The organism is Variovorax sp. CCNWLW186 (assembly GCF_037203865.1).
Taxonomy (GTDB): domain Bacteria; phylum Pseudomonadota; class Gammaproteobacteria; order Burkholderiales; family Burkholderiaceae_C; genus Variovorax.
Map to the genome: position 1 here is coordinate 71,267 of NZ_JBBCBO010000024.1, position 24,447 is coordinate 95,713.

General features: G+C 66.1%; 22 protein-coding genes and 7 tRNA genes. 13 read left to right on the forward strand and 16 right to left on the reverse strand.

The window, feature by feature from the left end:
* Nucleotides 1–179 precede the first annotated feature (179 nt).
* The 9 genes from V9K97_RS22995 to V9K97_RS23035 all read right to left on the reverse strand — a co-directional run bounded on the left by V9K97_RS22995 (nucleotide 180) and on the right by V9K97_RS23035 (nucleotide 2,013).
* The gene (locus V9K97_RS22995; RefSeq protein ID WP_337320933.1) at nucleotides 180–743 is read right to left on the reverse strand and encodes an HNH endonuclease; all 564 of its coding nucleotides are present in this window, start codon (nucleotides 741–743) and stop codon (nucleotides 180–182) included.
* Between the two features lie 63 nt (nucleotides 744–806).
* A tRNA-Arg gene (locus tag V9K97_RS23000) sits at nucleotides 807–883 on the reverse strand.
* A 7-nt stretch (nucleotides 884–890) separates the two neighbouring features.
* Nucleotides 891–964, reverse strand: a tRNA-His gene (locus V9K97_RS23005).
* 21 nt (nucleotides 965–985) lie between these two features.
* A tRNA-Asn gene (locus tag V9K97_RS23010) sits at nucleotides 986–1,062 on the reverse strand.
* Nucleotides 1,063–1,108: 46 nt separating this feature from the next.
* Nucleotides 1,109–1,309: a short-chain dehydrogenase gene (locus tag V9K97_RS23015; protein WP_258504226.1), complete on the reverse strand. Its 201-nt coding sequence runs from the start codon at nucleotides 1,307–1,309 to the stop codon at nucleotides 1,109–1,111.
* 96 nt (nucleotides 1,310–1,405) lie between these two features.
* Nucleotides 1,406–1,483, reverse strand: a tRNA-Arg gene (locus V9K97_RS23020).
* Between the two features lie 123 nt (nucleotides 1,484–1,606).
* A tRNA-Pro gene (locus tag V9K97_RS23025) sits at nucleotides 1,607–1,682 on the reverse strand.
* Nucleotides 1,683–1,704: 22 nt separating this feature from the next.
* A tRNA-Leu gene (locus V9K97_RS23030) sits at nucleotides 1,705–1,789 on the reverse strand.
* Between the two features lie 147 nt (nucleotides 1,790–1,936).
* Nucleotides 1,937–2,013, reverse strand: a tRNA-Gly gene (locus V9K97_RS23035).
* Between the two features lie 432 nt (nucleotides 2,014–2,445).
* Between V9K97_RS23035 and V9K97_RS23040 the strand changes: the two genes are divergently transcribed.
* Complete coding sequence (locus tag V9K97_RS23040; protein WP_337320935.1) at nucleotides 2,446–2,979, forward strand: hypothetical protein; 534 nt, start codon at nucleotides 2,446–2,448, stop codon at nucleotides 2,977–2,979.
* Between the two features lie 29 nt (nucleotides 2,980–3,008).
* On the opposite strand, the gene paoC is transcribed toward V9K97_RS23040, so the two are convergent.
* From paoC to V9K97_RS23060, 4 genes are all read right to left on the reverse strand, one after another.
* Complete coding sequence (gene paoC / locus V9K97_RS23045) at nucleotides 3,009–5,222, reverse strand: aldehyde oxidoreductase molybdenum-binding subunit PaoC (RefSeq protein WP_337320937.1); 2,214 nt, start codon at nucleotides 5,220–5,222, stop codon at nucleotides 3,009–3,011.
* 5 nt (nucleotides 5,223–5,227) lie between these two features.
* Nucleotides 5,228–6,178 (reverse strand): FAD binding domain-containing protein, encoded by a 951-nt coding sequence (locus V9K97_RS23050; RefSeq protein ID WP_337298263.1) that lies wholly within the window; start codon nucleotides 6,176–6,178, stop codon nucleotides 5,228–5,230.
* Nucleotides 6,175–6,825: an aldehyde dehydrogenase iron-sulfur subunit PaoA gene (paoA, locus tag V9K97_RS23055; RefSeq protein ID WP_337320939.1), complete on the reverse strand. Its 651-nt coding sequence runs from the start codon at nucleotides 6,823–6,825 to the stop codon at nucleotides 6,175–6,177. The genes V9K97_RS23050 and paoA overlap by 4 nt, the downstream gene beginning before the upstream one ends.
* Before the next feature lie 246 nt (nucleotides 6,826–7,071).
* On the reverse strand, nucleotides 7,072–8,055 hold the full coding sequence (locus tag V9K97_RS23060) for an AraC family transcriptional regulator (protein WP_337320941.1): 984 nt from the start codon (nucleotides 8,053–8,055) through the stop codon (nucleotides 7,072–7,074).
* 199 nt (nucleotides 8,056–8,254) lie between these two features.
* On the opposite strand from V9K97_RS23060, the gene V9K97_RS23065 reads away from it, so the two are divergent.
* Nucleotides 8,255–9,115 carry an alpha/beta fold hydrolase gene (locus V9K97_RS23065; RefSeq protein ID WP_337320943.1) on the forward strand — a complete coding sequence of 287 codons (861 nt, stop codon included), beginning with the start codon at nucleotides 8,255–8,257 and terminating at the stop codon, nucleotides 9,113–9,115.
* A 6-nt stretch (nucleotides 9,116–9,121) separates the two neighbouring features.
* Here V9K97_RS23065 and V9K97_RS23070 read toward each other — a convergent pair whose 3' ends face one another.
* Together V9K97_RS23070 and V9K97_RS23075 are read right to left on the reverse strand one after the other, a co-directional pair.
* Nucleotides 9,122–10,027 (reverse strand): beta-1,6-N-acetylglucosaminyltransferase, encoded by a 906-nt coding sequence (locus V9K97_RS23070; protein WP_337320945.1) that lies wholly within the window; start codon nucleotides 10,025–10,027, stop codon nucleotides 9,122–9,124.
* 73 nt (nucleotides 10,028–10,100) lie between these two features.
* On the reverse strand, nucleotides 10,101–11,000 hold the full coding sequence (locus tag V9K97_RS23075; RefSeq protein ID WP_258504234.1) for a LysR substrate-binding domain-containing protein: 900 nt from the start codon (nucleotides 10,998–11,000) through the stop codon (nucleotides 10,101–10,103).
* A gap of 126 nt (nucleotides 11,001–11,126) precedes the next feature.
* Here V9K97_RS23075 and V9K97_RS23080 point away from each other — a divergent pair, with 126 nt between their 5' ends.
* The 5 genes from V9K97_RS23080 (at nucleotide 11,127) to V9K97_RS23100 (ending at nucleotide 16,128) form a co-directional block, all read left to right on the forward strand.
* Complete coding sequence (locus V9K97_RS23080; RefSeq protein ID WP_337320947.1) at nucleotides 11,127–12,287, forward strand: CaiB/BaiF CoA transferase family protein; 1,161 nt, start codon at nucleotides 11,127–11,129, stop codon at nucleotides 12,285–12,287.
* Nucleotides 12,288–12,339: 52 nt separating this feature from the next.
* Entirely contained in the window at nucleotides 12,340–13,266 is a 927-nt protein-coding gene (locus tag V9K97_RS23085; protein WP_337298268.1) for a dioxygenase family protein, read from the forward strand.
* A gap of 12 nt (nucleotides 13,267–13,278) precedes the next feature.
* Nucleotides 13,279–14,085: a citryl-CoA lyase gene (locus V9K97_RS23090; protein ID WP_337320949.1), complete on the forward strand. Its 807-nt coding sequence runs from the start codon at nucleotides 13,279–13,281 to the stop codon at nucleotides 14,083–14,085.
* On the forward strand, nucleotides 14,082–15,047 hold the full coding sequence (locus tag V9K97_RS23095) for a Bug family tripartite tricarboxylate transporter substrate binding protein (RefSeq protein ID WP_337320951.1): 966 nt from the start codon (nucleotides 14,082–14,084) through the stop codon (nucleotides 15,045–15,047). The genes V9K97_RS23090 and V9K97_RS23095 overlap by 4 nt, the downstream gene beginning before the upstream one ends.
* Nucleotides 15,048–15,147: 100 nt before the next feature.
* Complete coding sequence (locus V9K97_RS23100) at nucleotides 15,148–16,128, forward strand: Bug family tripartite tricarboxylate transporter substrate binding protein (RefSeq protein WP_337320953.1); 981 nt, start codon at nucleotides 15,148–15,150, stop codon at nucleotides 16,126–16,128.
* A gap of 22 nt (nucleotides 16,129–16,150) precedes the next feature.
* Here the strand turns inward: V9K97_RS23100 and V9K97_RS23105 are convergent, their stop codons facing one another.
* On the reverse strand, nucleotides 16,151–17,563 hold the full coding sequence (locus V9K97_RS23105; protein ID WP_337320955.1) for an aminotransferase-like domain-containing protein: 1,413 nt from the start codon (nucleotides 17,561–17,563) through the stop codon (nucleotides 16,151–16,153).
* A gap of 161 nt (nucleotides 17,564–17,724) precedes the next feature.
* Between V9K97_RS23105 and gabT the strand changes: the two genes are divergently transcribed.
* From gabT to speB, 6 genes are all read left to right on the forward strand, one after another.
* The gene (gene gabT, locus V9K97_RS23110) at nucleotides 17,725–19,017 is read left to right on the forward strand and encodes a 4-aminobutyrate--2-oxoglutarate transaminase (protein WP_337320958.1); all 1,293 of its coding nucleotides are present in this window, start codon (nucleotides 17,725–17,727) and stop codon (nucleotides 19,015–19,017) included.
* A gap of 27 nt (nucleotides 19,018–19,044) precedes the next feature.
* Nucleotides 19,045–20,139, forward strand: a complete 1,095-nt coding sequence (locus V9K97_RS23115) for an ABC transporter ATP-binding protein (protein ID WP_337320960.1) — start codon at nucleotides 19,045–19,047, stop codon at nucleotides 20,137–20,139.
* Between the two features lie 85 nt (nucleotides 20,140–20,224).
* Nucleotides 20,225–21,253, forward strand: a complete 1,029-nt coding sequence (locus V9K97_RS23120; RefSeq protein WP_337320962.1) for an ABC transporter substrate-binding protein — start codon at nucleotides 20,225–20,227, stop codon at nucleotides 21,251–21,253.
* 27 nt (nucleotides 21,254–21,280) lie between these two features.
* Nucleotides 21,281–22,537 carry an ABC transporter permease gene (locus V9K97_RS23125; protein WP_337320964.1) on the forward strand — a complete coding sequence of 419 codons (1,257 nt, stop codon included), beginning with the start codon at nucleotides 21,281–21,283 and terminating at the stop codon, nucleotides 22,535–22,537.
* 22 nt (nucleotides 22,538–22,559) lie between these two features.
* On the forward strand, nucleotides 22,560–23,378 hold the full coding sequence (locus V9K97_RS23130) for an ABC transporter permease (protein WP_157612203.1): 819 nt from the start codon (nucleotides 22,560–22,562) through the stop codon (nucleotides 23,376–23,378).
* A 12-nt stretch (nucleotides 23,379–23,390) separates the two neighbouring features.
* Entirely contained in the window at nucleotides 23,391–24,341 is a 951-nt protein-coding gene (gene speB / locus V9K97_RS23135) for an agmatinase (protein ID WP_337298276.1), read from the forward strand.
* The last annotated feature ends 106 nt before the right edge of the window (nucleotides 24,342–24,447 follow it).

A 24,447-nucleotide genomic window follows, 5' to 3' on the forward strand; every position in this document is an offset into this window, starting at 1 on the left:
TCATTGCGAATTTCCTTCAGCTGGCGAATCCTATGGGCGCTGGCTTGCCGAGTTTGTAGCGTGGACGACATTTACGCCCTTGCACCGCTGGGACAAACCCTGACGGAAGAGCCTGCGAAGCGCTTCGCGTGGCGCGAAAAGAAAAAGGGGCGCCCCTCGCGGAGCGCCCCCTTGTTCGTTCAGTTGAGCCTGGAGCCCTTCGGCAGCCGGCTTGCGAGCCACTCGTGCACGTCGGCTCGCACGTTCCGGCCTTCCAGAAGAAAGTCTTCCCAGCGGCTTGGGACGTACGGCAGGTAGACCAGCTTCATGCCGGCTTCCTCGGGCAGGCGGTCTGCTTTTTCCGAGTTGCAAGCGCGGCAGGCCGCGACCAGGTTCATCCAGTCCCAGCCGCCGCCGCGGCTGATGGGAAGAATGTGCTCGCACGTGAGGTCTTGTTCGCGAAAGTGCTGCGCGCAGTAGGCGCAGGTGAAACGGTCGCGCACGAAGAGCTTGCGCCGGCTGAAGGCCGGCGTCTGGTCGAACAGGTTCACCTTCGCGCAGCCCTTGAGCGCGATGATCGGCGAAATCTCGAGCCGCGACTCCACGCCGCGCGCCACGTTGAAGCCCCCACGCATCGTCGCCAGCGGACCAGCGCCGTCTTCCCATACAACGGAGTCCGTCGCATAGTGAGCAGCGGCGTGCTCAAGCGAGATCCAGGCCTGCGGCGTTCCCTGGATGTCGAGCTGAAGAACTTGGGGTTTCATGATGACGGCCTCCTTTCATGGCCGAGCGCTTTTTTAGAGGGGAATCTCCTGTTTCGTGTTTGTTGGACCAGCCGGCTGGATCCGCCCCAGCGACCTCGCGCTTCGGAGGCGCGCGCGCTGTCTGACTGCGCCACGGCTGGAAAAAATTGGGGTGCACGAACGGAATCGAACCGTCGTCAGCTGGACCACAACCAGCGGCTCTGCCATTGAGCTACGCGCACCGTAAGCGTTGGGGAAAAAAATGGCTCCTCGACCTGGGTTCGAACCAGGGACCTTCGCATTAACAGTGCGACGCTGCTACCAGCTGAGCTACCGAGGAAAAAAGAATGTGTTCGATCGAGTAGGCGGCGGCCATTGCCGCGGCTTTACCACTCGCCGATTTCGCGCACGCGCTGGTCGAAGTCGAGCTTCTCGAAGCGCTCGCGTGCGCGCTCGGCCTCCCGCTGGCGCTGCCCTGTCATCGCACCGAAGCTGCGGGTGACCGCCTGCACAAGCGCGTTGCGAGGCCTGGGCTCGGACACCAAGATGCTGTTCGCCGGCCGGCGGTGGCTGGTGGTGAGTCGCATGGATGTCCTCCTGTGGGTCGCGCTGGGCGGTGGTGAATGATCTGTATATCGGCGGGTGCCGTGAAATGTTGAGCGGCTGCTCGCACTCCAGGTGTATGGCCCCACGCACACGATTCGAACGTGCAACCCCCGGCTTCGTAGGCCGGTGCTCTGATCCAGTTGAGCTAACGCGGGAAGGGAAGAATGGCCTCTCGGCCAATGCTCCAACGGTGTCCGGTTACGAGTTCCGGCGCCTCCCAATCTTTGAGGCCGGTTTCCACGAGAGGACGATGTGAATCGCCCGGTCTCGCTCTTGTGTGGTCGGGGCGGCAGAAATCGAATCTGCGACCTGATGCTCCCAAAGCAACCGCGCTGCCAACTGCGCTACGCCCCGAATTTTTCAAATGAATCTGGTGTGGTGCCCCAAGAGAGCCTCGAACTCTCATGACTTTCGTCCCCGGCTTCTGAGGCCGGTGCGTCTTCCAATTCCGCCATCGGGGCATTCCATTTCGGTTGTGTCTTCACGCGATTCGAGCGCTTGCGCGCCCACGTCGGCATCGCTGCACATGGTTGGGTCCAGACCGTGCACATCCCTCCAGGCCGCCGGCGCGGTTGGCCTCTGGAGGTGCTGCAAAGGCACACCCGAAATGGAGCAGCAGGAGGGCTTCGATCCCTCGGCCTCAACGTTGGCGACGTTGCGCTCTACCTGGCTGAGCTACGGCTGCATGTTCTTGCGGATCGTCGGCCCACCAGTGAGGGACGCGATCCGCGGCAAATTTTTAAAGAGCGTTCACCGGCGCCGCTCGGCGGGTGAATTCACGGCAGCGCGATCACTGCAGTGGCGGCCGGCAACAGGTGCCGCTCGCGGTAGGTGGTGCGAAAAAACAAAAAGGCCCGGATCCATTTCGGAATCCGGGCCTCTGATGAGAGAGCTTGGAAGGTATGCGCCTACGCGCTACCTCCACCCGGGTGCGGCTGATCCTCGTACTGCTGTCCGAGCCACAAGGTGGCCGGCGCTGCGGGACGGGAGTTCAGCTGCGAATGCACGTTGGACGCCGCCAGACCGCGACCGCCGCGAAACGAGACGCGCACGAACGTCCGACCCGATGCCGGTCGGTTGTTCAGTGAGGTCATGTTTGCTTTCACGATGGTTTCCAGTGCTTGGCGAAGTTCTCGATGATTCGAAGTTGGTTGTTGCGGATGAAACGGGGACGAAGCATTTCGTCGATGGGATGTACTGTAAACTCGGTTTACTAATTCGCGCAACACTTTTTTTGAGTGTTGTGTTTTTTTTCTCACCAAGCATGTCTCTTCCAGCTATCCGCCGCAACAACGTCCTGCTTCTGTTCGGTGAGTTCGTTGCGGAGCATGCGGCCAACGGGGCGGAGCCGCTCGGCCTGGCCGCCAAGTTTGCACAGAAGCTGCAGATCTCGGCGAGCATGTGGAGCCAGATCAAGAAGGGCCGGGTGATCTCGGACAAGCTGGCCCGGCAGATCGAGTCCCACTGCGGTAAGGCTCCACTCTGGCTTGATGCGCCGCAAGCCGCCGAGCCTTTGCCCGACCTGGGGGAAGAGCGGTTCGTGGAACTGGCGCGCCAGGCCTACAGGGCGCAGAACGCGCGTGGCAAGCGCGCACTGCGCACCATCTTGCTGGAGCACGCGAACCCACCACAAGCCCAAAGCCCGCGGTAGGTTGGCAGTAGGTAATAACCCCGCTTGGCTCAGGCCACCGGCGGCAAGCGGTCCAGCAACTTGTCGAGCGTGATCGGGTAGTTGCGCACCCGGACACCAGTCGCGTTGTAGACGGCGTTGGCCACCGCGGCCGCCACGCCGCACATGCCGAGCTCGCCCACACCCTTGGCCTTCATCGGCGACGAGATCGGGTCCGTCTCATCGAGAAAGATCACTTCCTGGTGCGGAATGTCGGCGTGCACCGGCACCTCGTAGCCCGCCAGGTCGTGGTTGACGAAGAAGCCATGCCGCTTGTCGAGCGCCAGCTCTTCCATCAATGCGCCTCCAACGCCCATCGTCATGGCGCCGATCACCTGGCTGCGCGCCGATTTGGGATTGAGAATGCGGCCCGCCGCGCACACCGCGAGCATGCGCCTGACGCGTATCTCGCCCGTGGCTGCATCGACGCCCACCTCCACGAAATGTGCGCCGAAGGTGGACTGCTGGTACTTCTTGTCGAGGTCTCCGTACTCGATGCCGTCCTCGGCTACCAAGCCGTTCGCGCCTGCCGCGTCTGCGATGGGCACCACGCGCTCGCCGGACCGCACCATGCCGTCCGAAAATTCCACGCCCGCCGCAGCAGCAAAGCCCAGCTTGCTTGCAATGGCTTCGCGCAGCTTCATGCAGGCCGCATAAACGCCCGACGTCGAGTTGTTGGCGCCCCACTGCCCGCCGGAGCCGGCTGAAACGGGGTAGGCCGAGTCTCCCAGTCGCACTTGGACCTTGTCGAGCGGCACGCCCATGGTTTCCGCGGCGGTCTGCGCAATGATGGTGTAAGTGCCCGTGCCGATGTCGGTCATGTCGGTTTCGACCGTGACCATGCCGCGGTTGTCCAGACGCACACGTGCGGCCGACTTGGTCAGCAGGTTGTTGCGGAATGCCGCGGCGACGCCCATTCCCACAAGCCAGCGCCCGTCACGCTGCCGGCCCGGCGACGTGTTGCGCTTGCTCCAGCCGAAGCGCTCGGCGCCTGTGCGCATGCACTCGATCAGCTTGCGCTGCGAGTAGGGGCGCTCCGGTTTTTCAGGGTCGACCTGCGTGTCGTTGAGCACGCGAAACTCGATTGGATCAAGCCCGAGCTTCTCGGCCATTTCGTCCATGGCGATCTCCAGCGCCATCATGCCGGGCGCTTCGCCGGGCGCGCGCATGGCGTTGCCCTCGGGCAGGTCGAGCACCGCGAGCCGCGTGGTCGTCAGGCGGTTGGCGCCCGCATAGAGCAGCCGGGTCTGGTTGACCGCCGTCTCCGCCTGGCCGCCCGGCAGGTCGCCGGACCAGCCTTCATGCGCAATGGCCGTGATCTTGCCGTCCCTCGCGGCGCCGATGCGGATGCGCTGGATGGTGGCGGGCCGGTGCGTGGTGTTGTTCATCATCAGCGGCCGCTGCAGGGCCACCTTCACGGGGCGCTTTGCCGCCCGCGCACCCAATGCGGCAAGCAATGCATCCGCGCGCACGAACAGCTTGCCGCCGAACCCGCCGCCGATGAAGGGCGACACCAGGCGCACATTCGCTTTCGGAATGCCGAGCGTCTTGGCGACATCGCCGACGCCCCACGCGATCATCTGGTTCGATGTCCAGATGGTGAGCTTGTCGCCCTTCCACTGTGCGATGGAAGCGTGCGGCTCCATCATCGCGTGCGACTCGTCGGGCGTGGTGTAGGTCGCATCGAGCTGCACCGGGGCCGCGGCAAACGCACCCGGAAAGTCCCCGGTCTTGGTTTCCGGCTGGCCCGAAAACGGATTGGGTTCGGGCAGCTGCGCCGCACCCATCTCGGCCGACAGGTCGAAGCGTCCCTGTGTTCGCGTGTACTCGATGCGCACCAGCTGGGCCGCGGCACGCGCCTGTTCGAAGGTGTTGGCCACCACCAGCGCTACCGCCTGGTGGTAGTGATCGATCTCCGGCCCGCCCAGGAGCTTGGCCGTATTGAAGTCGCCCTTGCCGAGCTTGCCTGCGTTGCGCGCCGTGACGATCGCCAGCACGCCCGGCGCCGCGCGTGCGGCGTTCAGGTCCATCGAGGCGATGCGGCCTTTTGCGATGCCGGCACCCACCACGTAGCCATAGGCGGCATTGGGCACTTCGGAGTTGCGTTCATAGGCATAGCGTGCGGAGCCCGTGGTCTTGACCGGGCCGTCGATCCGGTCGGTCGGCTTGCCGATGATCTTGAGCTGGTCGATCGGGTTGGTGGTGGCGGGTGTGTCGAATTTCATGATGGTCAGCTCCTCGCTTGCACCAGCGCCGCGGCCAGCGCGCGCTCGGCCAATGGCAACTTGAATGCGTTCTCGTGGGTCGGCTGCGCGCCGGCCAGCAGCTGTGCGGTCACGGCTTTGGCGCCCTGCGGCATTGCGGCCTCCGCGGACTCCAGGCGCCACGGTTTGTGCGCCACGCCGCCCAGGGCCACGCGGCCGGAGCCGTCGCGCTGCACGATGGCCGCAACGGACACGAGCGCAAAGGCATAGGAGGCCCGGTCACGCACCTTGCGATACACCTGGGTGCCGCCAATCGGCTTGGGCAGCGTGACGCTGGTGATCAGCTCGTCCTGCTCCAGCGCCGTTTCGATGTGCGGCGTGTCGCCGGGCAGGCGGTGAAAGTCGGCAATTGGGATCACGCGCGTGCGGCCATCGGGGCGCACCGTTTCCACGGTCGCGTCGAGCACGCGCATGGCCACCGCCATGTCGCTGGGGTGCGTCGCAATGCAGGCCTTGCTGGTGCCGACCACCGCATGCTGGCGGGTAACGCCGCCGATGGCGCTGCAACCGCTCCCGGGCTGGCGCTTGTTGCACGGCTGGTCGGTGTCGTAGAAGTAGGGGCAGCGCGTGCGCTGCAGCAGGTTGCCCGCCGTCGTTGCCTTGTTGCGCAACTGGCCGGAGGCGCCGGCCAGCAGCGCGCGCGACAACACGCCGTAGTCGCGGCGCACGCGCTCATCGGCCGCCAGGTCGGTGTTGCGCACCAGCGCGCCCACGCGCAAGCCGCCATCGGCCGTGGGTTCGATCTTGTCCAGTGCAAGGCCGTTCACGTCGACCAGGTGCGGCGGCGCTTCGATCTGCAGCTTCATCAGGTCCAGCAGGTTGGTGCCGCCCGCGATGAACTTTGCGCCCGGGTTGCGGGCGATGGCTGCGGCAGCCTGTGCCGGCGACTGCGCCTTCTCGTAGGTGAACGGCTTCATGCTCTGCTCCCCGCCACTTCGGTGATGGCCTCGACGATGTTGGAATAGGCGCCGCAGCGGCAGATGTTGCCGCTCATGCGCTCGCGCAGTTCTTCGGCCGAAAGCATCGGGCGCGCAGTGAGGTCGGCGCTCACGTGGCTCGGCACGCCGCGCTTCACCTCGTCGATCACGCCGACCGCCGAGCAGATCTGGCCCGGCGTGCAGTAGCCGCACTGGTAGCCGTCGTGCTTCACGAATGCCGCCTGCAGCGGATGCATGTTCTGCGGAGTGCCCAATCCTTCGATGGTGGTGACCTGCCCGCCGTCGTGCATGACGGCGAGCGTCAGGCAGGAGTTGATGCGCCTTCCGTCGGCAATGACGGTGCAGGCGCCGCACTGGCCGTGGTCGCAGCCCTTCTTGGTGCCGGTCAGGTGCAGGTGTTCGCGCAATGCATCGAGCAGGGTCGTGCGCGTATCGAGATCGAGCGAGTGAGATTTGCCGTTGACGGTGAGCGACAGCTTCGCACGGGGCACCGCACCTGCCGCGGAAGCAGCGGGCGCAGCGGCAGCAGGGGCGGAAGCCGAAACCGCGGCGGCAGTGGCCGCGGTCGCGGCACCGACGATGAGCGCGTCGCGTCGCGAGATCAGATGGGTCGTGGGACTGTCCATATCAGCTCCTGTTGTTCGAGGTTCGTGGGTTCGTGGGCGATCACCGCTGATATCGCGAGCCATCAGCGATGGCAATAGGAGGCGGGCCCTTTGTTGCCGGATGAGTTCCCCGACAGCAAAAAGTCCTCAGCCCCAAAAGGCGAGGCCGGATCACCATTTTTAGAAGACGCGCGCGGGATTGATAGAGCAATCCGCTTCATTTCTTGCCTGATCCTCTGTGCTCGGCATGTGCCGCGCCGCAAAGCGTCAATCGTTCAGGGCAGGGCGGCGTCGCACGAAGTCTTTTGCATGCGTTTGCACGTTGGCGCCGCGCGCGCCGTCCCGCAGCACCTCGATGTCTCGCTTGGGCGGTGCTCCGAACAGCCGGCTGTATTCGCGGCTGAACTGCGAGGGGCTTTCGTAGCCGACCTTGAAGGCGGCGCTCGCCGCGTCGGAGTGCTCGCTCAGCATCAACCGCTTCGCTTCGTTCAGCCGCAGCCACTTCTGGTACTGCAGCGGGCTCATGGCGGTGAGCTGGCGAAAGTGGTGATGGAACGTGGGCGTGCTCATCTGCACGCGCGCCGCGAGTTCATCGACGCGCAGCGGCGACGCGTAGTTCAGCTTGAGCCAATCGATGGCTCTTGCAATCCGGTAGCCCTGTCCGTCCACGGAGGCGATCTGCCGCAGCTTGGGCGCCTGGTCGCTCATCAGCAGCCGGTAGTGAATCTCGCGGTGAATCAGGGGCGCGAGAACAGGAATGGCCGCAGGCTCGTCGAGCAGCTCCAGCAGCCGTCCGAACGGCGCCAGCAGCGCGGGTGTTGCCGCGCCGATTCCCACACCCACGCCGGGCGAGCGATCGCGATGCGGCGGCAGGCCGCCCTGCGCGACCAGCTCGGTCAGCACCCGCACGTCCAGCTTCAGCACCAGGCCGAGGCAGGGCCGCTCAGGGCTTGCCGCCAGCACTTCGGAGTTGGCGGGCACATCCAGCGAGGTGACCAGAAAACGCGACGTGTCGTAGGGATAGGCTTCGCCGCCCACCCACATCTGCTTTGCGCCTTGGGCGACAAGAACGATGCTCGGCTCGACCATGCACACGACAGGCGACGCCGGGGCGTCGCGCCTAAAGAAGGCCAGGCCGGCAATGGGCGTTTCGAAGTCGCCCGAACCCGACGTTCGCGCGCCGATGATGCGGACCATGGCCTCTTGCGGCGGAATGGGCTGGGCGGCCGTGTCGTGGGGTTTGGGTGCCATGTTGCTGGAGCCTCCGCAAAGCACTCTAATGCGCGGGCCGATCTTGATCCGCAAAATAGCGGCAGCGCCAGAGGATCAGGCAAGAAATCGAGCGAAATGCGCAAACGATTGGTGGGGCGGCTCTCCAGAACGTGCACTTGCCCAGCTTGCCGCGGCGAGCGTACCCTTTGATTCAAGCTGATGAAAGGAGAGCCGCGAAATGAAAGCCGATCCAGCACACCGCGAAAGCTTCGATATCGCAGGCTGCAAACTTTCCGCCGTGGTGGGCGGAAACCGGAACCACCCGGCTGTCTTGCTCCTGCATGGGTTCCCGAGTTCGTCGCGTACCTTCAGGAACGTCATTCCGCGCTTGGCTGAAGCATGCTTCGTGATCGCGCCGGATCTTCCGGGCTCGGGCGAGTCCGATCTCATTCCAGACGCGACCTTTGCCCGCTTCGCCGACCTGGTCGAAGGCCTGCTGCAAGAGCTTGGCATCGCCAAGACCCATCTCTATCTGCATGATTTCGGCACGCCTGTGGCCCTCGAGCTGGCAATGCGCGATCCGCGTCGTGTGCTGGGCCTGATCATCCAGAACGCGAATGCGCATCGCAGCGGTATGGGGCCGCAATGGCGCGGCACGATTGACTATTGGAACGCGCCGACAAAAGAAAACGAACGGGCCGCCACGGCGCATCTGACCTTCGAAGGTGTGCGCGCCGAATATGTCGGCGGCGTGCCGGACGACATTGCCTCGCGCATCTCCGCCGACAGCTGGATCGAAGACTGGCGCACGATGAGTCGGCCCGGCCATCTGGAACTTCAACGCGCCCTGGTGAAGGACTACGGAAACTACGTGGCCCGCTTCGACGACATCGCACGCTATCTGCGCGACCACCAGCCGCCGGCGCTAATGCTCTGGGGACGGCATGACAGCTACTTCGATTGCGCCGAGATCCTCTCCTGGCTGCAGGATCTGCCGCGCATGGAAGCGCATGTTCTGGACGGCCCCCACATGCTGCTCGAAACCCACGCCGAGTACTGCGCGGAACGGATTGCCGATTTCGTGCGGCGCCACGGCTGAGCCGCGCTACGCAGTCTTTCTGTCTTGCTCCGAGGCCAAGTCGTCGTCCATATCGTCCAGCATGTCGCACAGCTCGCCCGAGACGCCGCTCCCCACCTTGCGAACGAACCATCTGCCCGACGCGACGATCTCCTCGTAGTCCGCCGCGTGAAACCAGCGCGACAGCGAAGGGTCGATCAGGTGCAGGTTGGCCGCGTCCCACACGCCGGAGCCGGAGACGCGCTTCACGCTGTGCCGAAGCGGGGAGTGTGCGAGCAGGGTATGAAAGTAGATTTCGTCCGGCGCCTTGGAGAACCGCAGAAAGCGCTTCACGGGCTCTTCGAGCGGATGCGAAACGAGGTACTCCACCGCTTCGGGGTTGAGCGCCCACCACTGCGAGCCGAAGTGCCATTGCGGAAAGAGCGAAAGCGAGCGGCGGCCGAGCTTGCCGGCCAACTGCGAAAGGCCGCGCGCCAGGCGCACCAGCGTGAACTTGCGTCCATCGACCGGCAGGTCTTCGTAGAACCAGAAATGGCGAATGCGCTCATGCAGCTTGCGCGTGCTTGCCAGGGGAATCATCTTGATGAAGTTCATGCCGGCATGCGAGCGCGAGTAGGCACCGAACTCTTCCAGTGGCCGCACGGGGTAGCAGTTGCCGGAGAGCAGCACGAAATGGCTCACCTGCGACACCTCGCATCCTGCAAGCGCAGCCCGCATGAGCCTCAAGGTGGCGTCGACCTGAGAGATGGCGCCCCAGCGCACGTCGACGCGGTCTTGCACGTAGCTCACGCGCGGGTCTTCGATGCGGAAATCCGAAAGATCGGACTTTGCATCGACATGAACAAAGCAGCGGCCCACGGAAACGAGCCGCTGCAGCAGCCGTTTGGCCTGCTGTGGATCCGTATGGACAAGCAATAGGAATACCGGGCTCATGTCGCGGCGTGCTCAGTGTTTGGGGTTCTTTCGATCATGCAAGAAGAATGCCCCGGAAACCAGCGCGACCCCGCTACTGGGTACCCTGCAGGCTGCTTCGCAGCGCCAGTTTGCGCACGATGGTCGAGAACGCACGCGTGGCTGCCGCGTCGCGCGCCACGGGCGACCACAGCATGCCGGGCGTGCGCACCGGCGTGGGGCTTTCGAGCCGAACGACCACGAGGCCCGACTGAGCAGTAACGACATTGGCCGCCATGATGGAAGCCAGCTGCGTCTTGGCGACCAGGTCCATCATGGGCGCCAGCGTGTTGATCTCCGCCACCACGTGCGGCTGCGCACCGCAGGAGCGAAAGCATTCGTCCAGCATCTGGCGGGTGGCAAAGCTGCCCGGCAGCAGCACCATGGGCAGGCGATGCAGCTCCACCATGCGCACGCGCTTGCGCCGCGCAAGAGGGTGCTTCTTCGCCACCACCAGCACCATCTCCTCGTTGTAGAGCGGCTCGAACTGCAGCGGGCCGGGCGCATTCGGCCGGTAGGCAATGCCCAGGTCGAGCGTGCCCTGCTGCAGCCGCGCGGCAATCTGGTCGGCCGAGAGTTCTTCGACCACCACCTTCACCTGCGGGTGCTTGCCGTGAAAGCTCGCAATGCAGTCGGGAATGAAGCCCAGGTTGAAGGTGTGCGTGGAGCCCACGCGCAATTCGCCTGCTATGTCGGAGCTGCTCTGGCGCAGCGCGCCCAGGCCCAGGTCGATCTCGTGCAGGGCCTTGGTGCAGTAGTGCAGAAACTCGTCGCCGGCCTCGGTCAGGCTCACGCGCTTGCCGATGCGGTCGAACAGCGGCTGGCCGATTTCTTCTTCGAGTTGCTTGATCTGGTGCGACAGCGTCGACTGCGTCACATGCAGCCGCTCGGCCGCGCGGGTGAAGTTGAGCGAGCCTGAAAGGGCGATGAAGTAGCGCAGGTGCCGGAGTTCCATGGCGGTTTTGGGTGCCGATGATCGATGGCGTCGATGCTAACGATGAAAAACAATCATTTTCAGGAACTGCCCGCCCCGCCTACAGTTTCTTCCAGTCCTTACAAACAACTATCAGGAGACGCCTCGGTGCAAAAAGTCCTCAGCGGCATCAAGGTGCTGGAGCAAGGCACATTCATCACAGGGCCGGCCGCGGGCATGTTTCTCGCGGACCTGGGCGCCGAGGTGGTGAAGATCGAGCAGCCCGGCGCGGGCGACCCGTTCCGCGCCTTTCGCGGCGGGCTCTACAGCCCTCACTTCCAGACCTACAACCGCAACAAGCGCAGCATCACGCTCAACCCCAAGCTGCCCGAAGACGCGGCCGTGTTCGACGAGCTCGTCAAGGACGCGGACGTCTACATCCAGAATTTCCGTCCCGGCGCGGCCGACCGACTCGGGGCCGGCGAAGCCCGGTTGCGCGCGCTCAACCCGCGGCTGGTGTATTGCGCCATCAGCGGTTTTGGGCAAACGGGCCCCGCCGCCGGGCGGCCCGCCTACGACACTGTGGCGCAGGCCGCGAGTGCCTTCCTCAAGCTGCTGGTGAACCCCGCCAACCCACGCGTTGTGGGCCCCGCGCTGGCCGACGCCATGACCGGCTTCTATGCCGCCTACGGGGTGCTCGGCGCGCTTGTCGAGCGGGGCCGAACCGGCCGCGGCCGCGCGGTGGAAGTGTCGATGCTGGAGGCCATGTGCCACTTCAACCTCGACGCATTCACGCACTACTTTTCGGAGAGCGAGGTCATGGGCCCGTTCAGCCGGCCGAGCGTGTCGCAGTCCTACGTGCTGGAGTGCGCGGACGGCCTGTGGATTGCGCTGCACATGTCGTCGCCCGAAAAGTTCTGGCAGGGCCTGGCCAATGCCATCGAGCGGCCGCAGCTTTTTGCCGACCCGCGCTTTGCCTCGCGCGAGGCGCGCATTGCCCATCAGGAAGACCTGATCACGCTGCTCGGCGAGCTGTTCCGCCAGCAGCCGCGCGCCACCTGGTGCGCCCGGCTCGAGGCGGAAGACGTGCCGCACGCCCCCATGTACGACACCCGTGAGGCGATGGAAGACCCGCAGGCGCGGCACCTGCAATTGGAGGTGAGCGCGCCGCATCCGGAGGGCGGCGAATGGCGCACCATCCGCTCGCCCGTGAGCTTCGACGGCGAGCGCGCGCTGGAAGTGACGGCGCCGCCCACGCTCGGCGCCGACAACGCATCCATCGTCGATCCGATCCGCAAGCGCCTGGGGCAGCCGCCGGGTGCAAGCTGAATCTCTCTCGACACACCCCTTGAATCAAAACAGAGCCAGGAGACAAAAGAACATGACCCCATCGAACGAAAGCGAGCTGACGCAGGCCGTGCTGCAGCGGCTGGAAGGCGCCGGCGATGCGCGCTTTGCAGAGATCATGCAGTCGCTCATCACCCACCTGCATGCGTTCATCCGCGAGGTGGACCTGAAGCCCGATGAATGGATGAAAGGCATCGAGTTTCTGACGGCGGTGGGCCAGACCTGCACCGACAAGCGCCAGGAGTTCATCCTGCTGTCGGACACGCTGGGCGCCTCGATGATGGTGGTCATGCTCGACCAGCTGCGTGCCGCCGCCGGCAGGCGCAGCCGCGGGGGCAGCGGTGCGACCGAAGCCACAGAAGCCACAGAGCTGGGCGAGGCTACGCACGCCACGGTGCAGGGCCCCTTCTATTGGGAAGGCGCACCCGATCTGCCGCTGGGCGCCGACGTGGCGCAGGGCGCGCGCGGTGAGCCGACCTTCTACAGCGGCCGCGTGACCGACACCCACGGGCAGCCGCTGCAGGGTGCGCTGCTCGACATCTGGTCGGGCGACGGCGAAGGCGTGTACGACATGCAGATCGAAGGCGCCGCCATGGCCGCGCGCGGGCGCATTCGTACCGACCATGAAGGCCGCTACTGGTTCTGGTCGATCCGCCCGACCTTCTATCCGATTCCGGTCGATGGACCCGTGGGCCGCATGCTCGATGCGATGGGACGCCACCCGAACCGCCCCGGCCACATCCACATGATGGTTTCGGCGCCGGGCCATGTGCCGGTGACCACGCACCTGTTCGTGGCGGGCAGCCCGTACATCGAATCCGACGCGGTGTTCGGCGTGCGGCCCAGCCTGATCGTCGATTTCGAATCGCACCCCGCGGGCCGCGCGCCCGACGGCAAGACGCTGGAAACGCCGTACTGGTCCGCGCACTACGACTTCCGCCTCGAACCCCAACACGCCTGAAAGACGCTACCCATGAAGATCGGAAAGTCCACCGTCCCGAGCACCGCCATCTGCACCTCGGACGAACACACCATCGTCGTGCGCGGGCAGGACCTGTGCCAGGAGCTGATCGGGCACCTCTCGTTTGCCGACTACTTCTTCTTGCTGCTCACCGGGCGGCGCCCCGATGCGGCGTGCAGTGCCGTGCTCAATGCCACGCTGGTCGCCATCGCGGAGCACGGCCTGGTGCCGAGCGTGCAGGCCAGCCGCATGACCTTTGCGGCAGCGCCCGATGCGCTGCAGGGCGCGGTGGCGGCGGGCATCCTCGGCTGCGGTTCGGTCATCCTCGGCGCATCCGAAACGGCTGGCCGCCTGTTCATGGACGTGGCGGTGCGCGTGGATGCGGGGGCCGCGCTGCCAGACGCCGCCACGGCAGCCATCACCGAGCTGAAGGCCGCGCGCGCGGCCATTCCGGGCTACGGCCATCCGCTGCACAAGGAGCGCGATCCGCGCGTCGACCGCCTGATCGAAGTGGCCACGCAGGCGGGTGCAGACCTGCGCTACGTGCGCATCGCGCAAGCGCTCGAAGAAGTGATTCCGGGCATCGTCGGCAAGGACCTGCGCATGAACGTTTCCGCAGCCATTCCGGCGGTGCTGCTGGGGGTGGGCTTTCCGGTGGCGTCGCTGCGCGGCGTGCCGATTCTTGCGCGCACGGCGGGGCTCATCGCGCACCTGGCGGAAGAGGCTGAAACGCCCAGCGGCTTTGCGCTGTCTTACCAGGCCACGCGCGAGCTTCAGTACAACGGCACCGTGCCTGCGGGCTTCGGAAAACCGGCATGAAGCGCCGCGCAGTCCTGGCCTCGGCGGCCGTGGCCGCCATGCTGCTTCCCCAGGCGGGCGCATGGGCGCAGGCCGGCGACAGCAGGCCCATCAAACTGGTCGTGCCCTTCGCTGCCGGCACCTCGACCGACATCGTGGGGCGCGTGCTGGGCGAAGCGCTGGCGCGCCAACTCTCGCAGCCGGTCATCGTCGACAACAGGCCCGGCGCGGGCGGCGCCATCGGCAGCGAGCTGGTGGCCCGTTCGGGTGCGGACGGGCACACCGTGCTGCTGGGCACCGTGGGCACGCACGCCATCAACGCTTCGCTCTACAAGCGGCTTTCCTACCAGCCGCAGCGCGACTTCGTGCCGCTGGGTTTCGTCGGAGCCACGCCCACGCTGCTGGTGGTGCCCGCCGCGGCACCGTGGAAGACGGTGGCGGACATGCGCCAGGCCAGCGGCAAGTCGGTGAGCTTTGCGTCCGCCGGCAACGGCACCTCGGGCCACCTTGCGGGCGAACTGCTCAACCTGCGGCTGGGCAAGGACTTCGTGCACGTGCCGTACCGCGACGGCGCGCAGGCGCTCACCGAGGTGATGGCGGGCAACGTGCAGTTCATGTTCTATCACCCTGCCGCGGTGCTGCCGCAGGTGCGCGCCGGCAAGCTGCGCGCCCTCGGCGCATCGAGCGCCCGGCGGAGCATGGCCGCACCCGATGTGCCCACGCTGGCCGAGCAGGGCATCGCCGAATTCGACCTGGTCGCCTGGTTCATGCTGTATGCCCCGGCCGACATGCCCACTGCCCAGCGCGATCGGCTGCGGGAAGCAACGCAGGCCGTGCTGGCCCAACCCGCGGTGCGCGACAAGCTGGCCGCCCAAGGCATCGAGCCCATGGCCATGACGGCCGCGGAAATGGCGGCCTTCGGCACAGCCGAGATCGCGAAATGGGGCGAGGCCGTGCGCCGTTCGGGCGCACAGGTCGACTGAAGAAAAAGACGACAACAAGAGCGGACGCCCGGCCGCACCGGGCGCGACAAGAAGCGGAATGACCAAAACACGGGCACGCAGTGGCCCAAGGAGACAAAGAATGCGTTCGACAACCCTCAAGAAGATGCTCGGCCTGGTGCTGGGCATTGCCGGCAGCGTGGCCTCGGGCCTTGCAGGCGCCCAGACACCGGAATGGCCGAGCAAGCCGATCAAGATCGTGGTGGGCTTTGCCCCCGGCACGCCGCCCGACATCTTTGCGCGCATGTACGGCGACTACGCGAGCCGCAAGCTCGGCGTGCCCGTGCTCATCGACAACAAGCCGGGCACGGCCGGCAACCTTGCGTCGGACACCGTAGCCAAGGCGCCGGCCGATGGCTACACCTTTCTCTACAACCTCTCGACCGCGTTCACGATCAACCCGTACATCTACAGCAAGCTCCCGTTCGATCCGGAGAAGGACCTGGTGCCTGTTGCGACGACGATGCGCCAGGGCCTTGTGCTGATCGCCAACGCCAAGTTCCCGGCCAAGACCATCAAGGAGCTGGTGGCCGCGGCCAAGGAGAAGCCGGGCACCTACTCGCATGCCTCCTACGGCGCGGGGAGCCCGTCGCAGCTGATCGTCGAGTCGCTGAAGGACGAGGTGGGCATCAACATGCTGCACGTGCCGTATCGCGCCAGCCCCATCGCCGACCTGGTGGGCGGGCAGGTCGACACGCTGATGGAGCCGATTGCCACGGGGTATCCGCTCATCAGCAGCGGCCGTGTCCAGGCCCTGGCTTACTCGGGCCCCACGCGCCACCCGGCCTTGCCCGACGTACCCACGCTGTCAGAAGTGATGCCCGGCTTTTCGATGATGTCGTGGCACGGCATCTGGGCGCCCGCTGCAACGCCTGCCGCGGTGCTCAACCGTTTCAACGCGGTGTTCGTGGAGGCCAGCAAGGACCCGGACCTGGCCAAACGCATCAAGGACCTCAACAGCGAACCGCTGGGTGTCACGCGCGGCGAGATGAGCGCCATGGTGCGGCGCGACGCGGAAATCTACAGCAAGGTGGTGAAGGCCCGCAACATCAGGGTGGACTGAGGCAGGCAGATGCCGGCGCGCCTCAATCCACCTTGCGCTCTTCGATGCTGCGCGCCAGGAAGCGCCAGATCCGCTCGTCCTCGCTGAACGCCACGTTGAAGCGCAGCCAACCGGTGGGGCGCGGGTTCACCAGAAACAGCTGCCCCGGGCCGAGCATGATTCCTTCCGTTGCCGCCAGGCGGGACAGCTCGGCGGTGTCGGTCAGGTCGGGGTGGCGCGCCCACAGGTACAGGCCCGCCGCGGGCTCGTGAAAAAGCTCGAAGCCCTGGGCCTCCAGCCGCCTGGCGACGTTCGAATGCGCCTCGGCCAACCGCTCGCGCAGCGACTTCAGGTGCTTGCGCCAGCGCCCGTCGGTCACGGCGCCGAAGACCAGCCGCTCGGTGATGTCCGACGAGGTGAGCCCCGAGACCATCTTCAGCTGGGCCAGGTCTTCCATCAGCTCGGGCTGCGCCACCACGTAGCCGACCCGCAGGTTCGGCGAAATGGTCTTGGAAAAGCTGCCGACGTACACCACCTGGCGCAACTGGCTCAGGCTGGCCAGCGAGGGCCGCGACGAGGCGTCCATGTCGGCGTAGATGTCGTTCTCGACCAGCGTGAACTGGTGCTCCTGCGCGAGCTGCAGCAGCCGCACGAGCTGCGGCATCGACGCCAGCGAGCAGGTGGGGCTTTGCAGCCGCGGCTGCGTGAAGAAGGCCTTGGGCCGGTGCACCGCCAGCAGCGCCTCCAGCGCAGGCAGGTCGTAGCCGGTGGGCGTGCGCGGCACGCCGATGATGTTCACGCCCAGGAAGCGCAGCATGAACATCAGGTTGGGATAGCCGGGGTCGTCCACCAGCACTTCGTCGCCCGGCTTCAGCAGCTGGCGCGCCACCAGGTCGAGCGCCTGGCTGGAGCCCTGGGTGAGCAGCACCTGGCCCGCCTCCACCGCAATCTGCCGCTCGCAGAGCGAATCGGCCACCGCCATGCGCAGCGCCATGTGTCCGAAAGGCAGGCCGTAGCCGCCGATGTCCGTGCCGCCGGCCGCAAGGCTGCGCAGGCTGCGGCGCATGCCGTCCTCGAACAGCCAGTCGTGCGGCAGCCATCCGCAGCCCGGCTTGAGCGGCAGGTTGCGGTTCTCGAAGATCTGCCGCAGGTACCAGCGCGCATCGAAGCGCGGGTCGGGCTGGGCCGCGGTGGGCCCGCTGCCGGCGGGGTTGTCGTCGCTTCGCCGCTTGACGAAGAAGCCCGCGTTGGCGCGCGACACCAGGAGGCCCTGCGCCACCAGCCGGTCGTAGGCCTCCACCACCGTGAAAACACTGACGCCATGGGCCGCTGCAAAGGCGCGGATCGAAGGCAGCTTGCTGTCCGCCTTGAGTTTCTGGGCGCCGATCAGCCCGCGGAGCCCTTCCACGATCTGGCTCACCAGCGGAGTCGGCTGTTCGGGATGAAGAATGAGCATCAAAGGGGTCCCGGCAGGCCGAATCTGCACCATATTGAGGAAAGTATGTACAGGATACAAGACCAGCACAGTCCGCCGATCCACGGCTCGGGGTGTACATGGTCAGGCCCGGACGTGAAACCTAAAGTGCCAGCATCTTCTTTCAGGCACAGGTCGTATCCATGCAGCGCGAACCCCATCTCAGCAACGCCGCCCTCATGGCCCGCCGCGGCGCGGCCGTGGCCCGCGGCGTTGGCCAAGGCCATGAAATCTTCGTCAGCCGGGCGGCCAACGCCGAGGTCTGGGACGTGGAAGGGCGCCGCTACATCGACTTTGCCGGCGGCATTGCGGTGCTCAACACCGGCCACTGCCACCCGGAGATCAGCGCGGCGGTCAAGGCGCAGGTCGACCTGTATTCGCACACCTGCTTCCAGGTGCTGGCCTACGAACCCTATGTGGAACTGGCCGAGCGGCTGAACGCGCTGGCACCGGGCAACTTTGCGAAGAAGTCGATCTTCCTGAGCACCGGCGCCGAGGCGGTCGAAAACGCGGTGAAGATCGCCCGCGCGTATACCAAGCGGCCGGGTGTCATCGCCTTTACCGGCGGCTACCACGGCCGCACGATGATGACGCTGGGCCTCACCGGCAAGGTGGCGCCCTACAAGATCGGCTTCGGCCCGTTCCCGGGCGAGGTGTTCCACGCGCTGTACCCGAACGCGCTGCACGGCGTGAGCGTGGACGACGCCCTGCAGTCGGTCGAGCTGCTGTTCAAGAACGACATCGAGCCCGAGCGCGTGGCGGCCTTCATCCTGGAGCCGGTGCAGGGGGAGGGCGGCTTCTACGTCGCGCCCAACGACTTCGTCGAAGGTCTGCGCGCCCTGGCGGACCGCCACGGCATCCTGGTCATTGCCGACGAAGTGCAGACCGGCGCCGGCCGCACCGGCACCTGGTTTGCCAGCGAGCAGTGGCCCGTGGCGCCCGACCTGATCACCACCGCCAAGTCGATGGCGGGCGGCTTCCCAATCTCCGGCGTGGTGGGCCGCGCCGAGGTGATGGACGCCCCAGCGCCCGGCGGCCTGGGCGGCACCTATGCCGGCAGTCCCATCGGCTGCGCCGCGGCGCTGGCGGTGCTCAAGGTGTTCGACGACGAGCAGCTGCTGGCGCGCAGCAGGGCGCTGGGCGAACGGCTCACGGCGGGACTGCGCCGCATGGCGGCCGAGGTGCCGGCCATTGGCGACGTGCGGGGCCTTGGCGCCATGGTGGCGATCGAGCTGTTCGAAGAGGGCGATACGGCGCGCCCGGACGCGGCATTGACCCGCCGGGTGGTGGCCGAAGCGGCGCGGCGCGGGTTAATCCTGCTGTCATGCGGCACCTACGGCAATGTAATTCGCGTGCTGGTGCCGTTGACGGCATCCGACTTGCTTGTGGATGAAGGCCTGTCGCTTCTCGCGGACAGCTTCGCCGCACTGCGCTGACCGGTCCCTTTTCTCTTGAACACCTCCATGACAGCAGAACCCCTGGTGCGTTTCCAGCGTGTCCAGAAAACCTACGACGGCGAACACCTGGTGGTGCGCCAGCTCGACCTGGACATTCATCGCGGCGAGTTCCTGAGCCTGCTCGGTCCGTCGGGCTCGGGCAAGACCACCACGCTGATGATGCTGGCGGGCTTCGAGTCGCCGACCTCCGGGGAGATCTTGCTGAACGGCAAGCCGATCACCGGCACGCCGCCGCACAAGCGGCACTTCGGCATGGTGTTCCAGAACTACGCGCTGTTTCCGCACCTGAGCGTGGGGCAGAACGTGGCCTATCCGCTCACCGTGCGCAAGGTGCCGAAAGACGAGCAGCAGCGCCGCGTGCAGCGTGCGCTCGACATGGTGCAGCTGCGCGGCATGACCGACCGGCTTCCGGGCCAGCTCTCGGGCGGCCAGCAGCAGCGCGTGGCGCTGGCGCGCGCGCTGGTGTTCGAACCCCAGCTGGTGCTGATGGACGAGCCGCTCGGCGCGCTCGACAAGCAGCTGCGTGAGCACATGCAGATCGAGCTGAAAGACCTGCACCGCCAACTGGGCGTGACCTTCGTCTACGTAACGCACGACCAGAGCGAGGCGCTCACCATGAGCGACCGCGTCGCGGTGTTCAACGAGGGCGTGATCCAGCAGCTGGACACGGTCGACCGGCTGTACGAGAAGCCGTCGAATCGTTTCGTGGCCGGCTTCGTCGGGGACAACACCGTGCTCAAGGGGCAACTGAGCCGCGCCGGCGAACACGCCGAAATGACGCTGCCCGACGGCCGTGTGCTGAGCGGACTCAACGTCGGCGGTGCCGCCGCCGGCAGCGCCGTGGAGGCATGCATCCGCCCCGAGCGCGTGGTACTGCACCGCGGCGCCGAGGCCCAGGGCCCCAACATGCTCCAGGCCGAAGTGGCGCGCGTCATCTACTTCGGCGACCACCTGCGGCTGCTCTGCAACGTGGGCGACGGCCAGGCCGAAGCCACCGTGAAGCTGCCGCTCACCGGCCTGAACGGCGCCGCGGCACCGCAGGGCGGCGAATCGGTGTCGCTCGAATTTCCGGTTGCGCATGCGCGCATGTATGCGTCGTAACGCGCGCTCTGACATGCGCATTGAATCCCGTCCCGTTTCTCGCTCCCGTTCCCGCTTCCGTACATCACCCAGGACTACCACCACCATGAAAAAGACACTCCTCGCCTGCACCGTCGTTGCCAGCTTCGCGCTGCCGGCGCTTGCCCAGCAGCAGCTCACCGTCGTCAACTTCGGTGGCGCCAACGCCAACGCGCAGAAGAAGGCGTACTACGAGCCCTACGAGAAGACCGGCACCAAGATCATTCCGGTCGAATACAACGGCGAGCAGGCCAAGATCAAGGCCATGGTCGAGACCAAGAAGGTCACCTGGGACGTGGTCGAGGTCGAGTCGCCCGACGCGGCGCGCGGCTGCGACGAAGGCCTGTTCGAGAAGCTCGACTATTCGAAGATCGGCAACAAGGCCGACTTTCTTCCGGCCGCCGTCACCGATTGCGGCGTGGGCCTTTTCGTGTGGTCGACCGTGATGGCCTACAACGGCGAAAAGCTCAAGACCGCGCCCACCAGTTGGGCCGACTTCTGGGACGTGAAGAAGATCCCGGGCAAGCGCGGCATGCGCAAGGGCGCGCGCTACAACCTCGAGTTCGCGCTCATGGCCGACGGCGTGAAGCCGGCCGACGTGTACAAGGTGCTGGCCACCAAGGACGGCGCCGAGCGCGCATTCAAGAAGCTTTCCGAACTCAAGCCGAACATCCAGTGGTGGGAAGCCGGCGCCCAGCCGCCGCAGTTCCTGGTGGCCGGCGACGTGGTGCTCACCACCGTGTACAACGGCCGCATCGACGCCGCCAACCGCGAAGGCCGCGATCTCAAGATCTTCTGGCCGGGCGGCATCTACGACCTGGACTACCTGGTGATTCCGAAGGGCGCACCCAACAAAGAAGCCTCGCTGAAGTACATCCAGTTCGCAATGCAGCCGGCCAACCAGGCGGTGTATGCGCAGAACATCGCCTACGGCCCCACCAACACCAAGGCACTGGCTTCGCTCAGCCCCAAGGTGCTGGCCGACCTGCCGACCTCGGCGGGCAACGCGAAGGAAGCGCTGCAGTTCAACGTCGGCTTCTGGGCCGACCAGGGTGAGGCGCTCGAGAAGCGCTTCGCATCCTGGGCCACCCAGTAAACGGCGCGCGAACGAACGAAAGAGGCCATGCACGCGGCAACGACTGTTCCCCTGGTTCCGGCGGAAGTGCCCCCCGTTTCGCTGCGGCGTGCGCTGGCCCGCGCCGAAGCGCGCCGCAAGTGGCGGGCCTTCGCGCTCACGGCGCCGCTGCTGGTGTTCCTGTTGTTGACGCTGCTGGTGCCCATCGTCGCGTTGCTGCAGCGTGCGGTCGAAAACCCCGAGGTCGCCAACGCGCTGCCGCGCACCGTGCGCGCCCTCGACGGCTGGAACCGCAAGGAGGCGCCCGCACCCGCGGCCTACGCCGCCATGGCGGCCGACCTGGCGCAGCTGCCAGACAGCTCCGACGCGGGCGCCCTGGCGCGCCGCCTCAACACTGAAATTGCCGGCGCCCGTTCGCTGGTGATGAGCACCTTTCGGGCGCTTCCGATTGCCGGCACGCCCGAAGAGGTGAAGGCGCGCATGCTGGAACTCGACCCGCGCTGGGGCGAGCCGCCGTTCTGGCAAGCCATTGCCAAGAACGGCTCGCGCTGGACGCCCGACTACCTGCTCGCCTCGGTCGACCTGCGGCGCGACGTGGCCGGCGAGGTCGAACGCATGCCCGACGACCAGCGCGCCTTCGCGAACATCCTGTTGCGCACCTTTCACATCAGCGCAGTGGTCACCTTCTTTTGCCTGCTGCTGGCGTATCCGCTGGCGTGGTGGCTGTCGACCCTGCCCGCGCGCAAGGCCAACGTGCTGATGATCCTGGTGCTGGTGCCGTTCTGGACGTCCATCCTGGTGCGCGTGGCGGCGTGGATCGTGCTGCTGCAATCCGAAGGGCTGGTCAACCGCGGCCTCATGGGCATCGGGCTGATCGACCATCCGCTGGCGCTGCTGTTCAACCGCACCGGCGTGATCATCGCCATGGTGCACATCCTGCTGCCCTTCATGATCCTGCCGCTCTACAGCGTGATGAAGAGCGTGCCGCCCACCTACCTGCGCGCGGCTGTCTCGCTGGGCAGTTCTCCGCTGGCCGCGTTCTTTCGGGTGTATGTGCCGCAGACCTATCCCGGCATCGGCGCGGGCGCGCTGCTGGTCTTCATCCTGGCCATCGGCTACTACGTGACGCCGGCGCTGCTCGGCGGCGCGGACGACCAGATGCTGAGCTACTACATCGCGCGCTACACCAATGTGGAAATCAACTGGGGCATGGCCTGTGCGCTGGGCGCCGTGCTGCTGGTCGCCACGCTGGTGCTGTATGCCGTGTACCGCCGCATCGGCAAGGCCGAGCTGAGCCTCGGCTGAGCGGCACGAAGGATACACACGCATGTTCAAGCTCCCTCAATTCCCGGCCTACGCCACCTTCGCCGACAAGCTCGGCTGGTGGCTGGTGCGCGCCGGCTGTGTCGCGGTGCTGGCCTTTCTGCTGGCGCCGATCCTGGTGGTGATTCCGCTGTCTTTCTCCGACAGCTCCTTTCTGGCCTACCCGATCCGGGGCTGGTCGCTGCAGTGGTACCGCCACCTGTTCGAATCGCCCGAGTGGGCACGCGCGGCGCGCAACAGCTTCATCGTCGCGCCGGCCGCCACGGCGCTGGCCACCGTGCTCGGCACCCTGGCGGCGGTGGGGTTGTCGCGCACCAACTTCGCGTTCAAGGGCCTGCTCATGAGCGTGCTGATCTCGCCGATGGTGGTGCCCATCGTGGTGGTGGGCGTGGCCGCGTACCTGTACTTTGCGCCGCTCGGCCTGGCCGACACCTACTTCGGGCTGATCGTGGTGCATGCGGCGTTGGGTGCGCCATTCGTGCTGACGACCGTGCTTGCCACGCTGGCGGGCTTCAACCACAACCTGGTGCGTGCATCGCTGAGCCTGGGCGAGACACCGTTCAGGACTTTCATGCGCATCACGCTGCCGGTGATTGCGCCGGGCGTGATCTCGGGCGCGCTGTTCGCCTTTGCCACGTCGTTCGACGAAGTGGTGGTCACGCTGTTTCTTGCGGGGCCCGACCAGGTGACCCTGCCCCGCCAGATGTTCACCGGCATTCGCGAGAACATCTCGCCCACCATTGCGGCAGTGGCAACGCTGCTGATCATTTTCACCACCGCGCTGCTGCTCGCGCTCGAATGGCTGCGCGGCCGGCAGCGCTGAGGCGAGGCTCCCATGACCACACCGAACCAGCCGCTCGGCGGCAACAGCATGCCGCGCTTCGCGGGCCCGGGCACCATGATGCGGCTGCCGGCCGCAGCGTCGGCGCAGGGGCTCGATGCAGCGTTCATCGGCGTGCCGCTGGACATCGGCACCTCCAACCGTCCGGGCGCACGCTTCGGGCCGCGCCAGATCCGTGCCGAATCGGCACTGCTGCGGCCCTACAACATGGCGACCGGCGCAGCGCCGTTCGACAAGCTGAACGTGGCCGACCTGGGCGATGTGCCCATCAACACCTATTCGCTCGAAAAGTCGGTCGACATCATCTCGACGTTCTACGACACGGTGCTGGCCGCCGGTTGCGCGCCGCTCACGCTCGGCGGCGACCACACCATTGCGCTGCCCATCCTGCGTGCAGTGGCACGCAAGCACGGCCCGGTCGCGCTGGTGCATGTGGATGCGCATGCGGATGTGAACGACGACATGTTCGGGGAGCGCATCGCGCACGGCACGCCGTTCCGCCGCGCGGTGGAAGAGGGCCTGCTGGCCTGCGACAAGGTGTGGCAAATCGGCTTGCGCGGCACTGGTTATGCGGCGGACGATTTCGACTGGCCGCGCCAGCAGGGCTTTACCGTGGTGCAGGCGCATGAGGTCTGGTACCAGTCGTTGGCGCCTTTGATGGCACAAGTGCGCGAGCGCATCGGGCCGACTCATCCGGTCTACATCAGCTTCGACATCGACGGCATCGACCCTTCGTTTGCCGGCGGTACGGGCACACCGGAGATCGGTGGGCTTACGGTGCCGCAGGCACTGGAGATCGTGCGGGGGTGCCGGGGCTTGAATGTGGTTGGGGCCGATCTGGTGGAGGTGAGTCCGCCTTACGACGTCAGCGGGAATACCGCGCTGCTGGGGGCCAATCTTCTGTATGAGATGTTGTGTGTGCTGCCTGGGGTGCCTTATCGGTGACGGTGCGTGGTCTTTTTAGGCGCTGCTGTTTCAGGGCGTGTGCAAAGGCCACCGGGTACTCCCCTCCGCGAATGTCCCCCGCCTTCGGCTCCTCCTTTATTTCGCT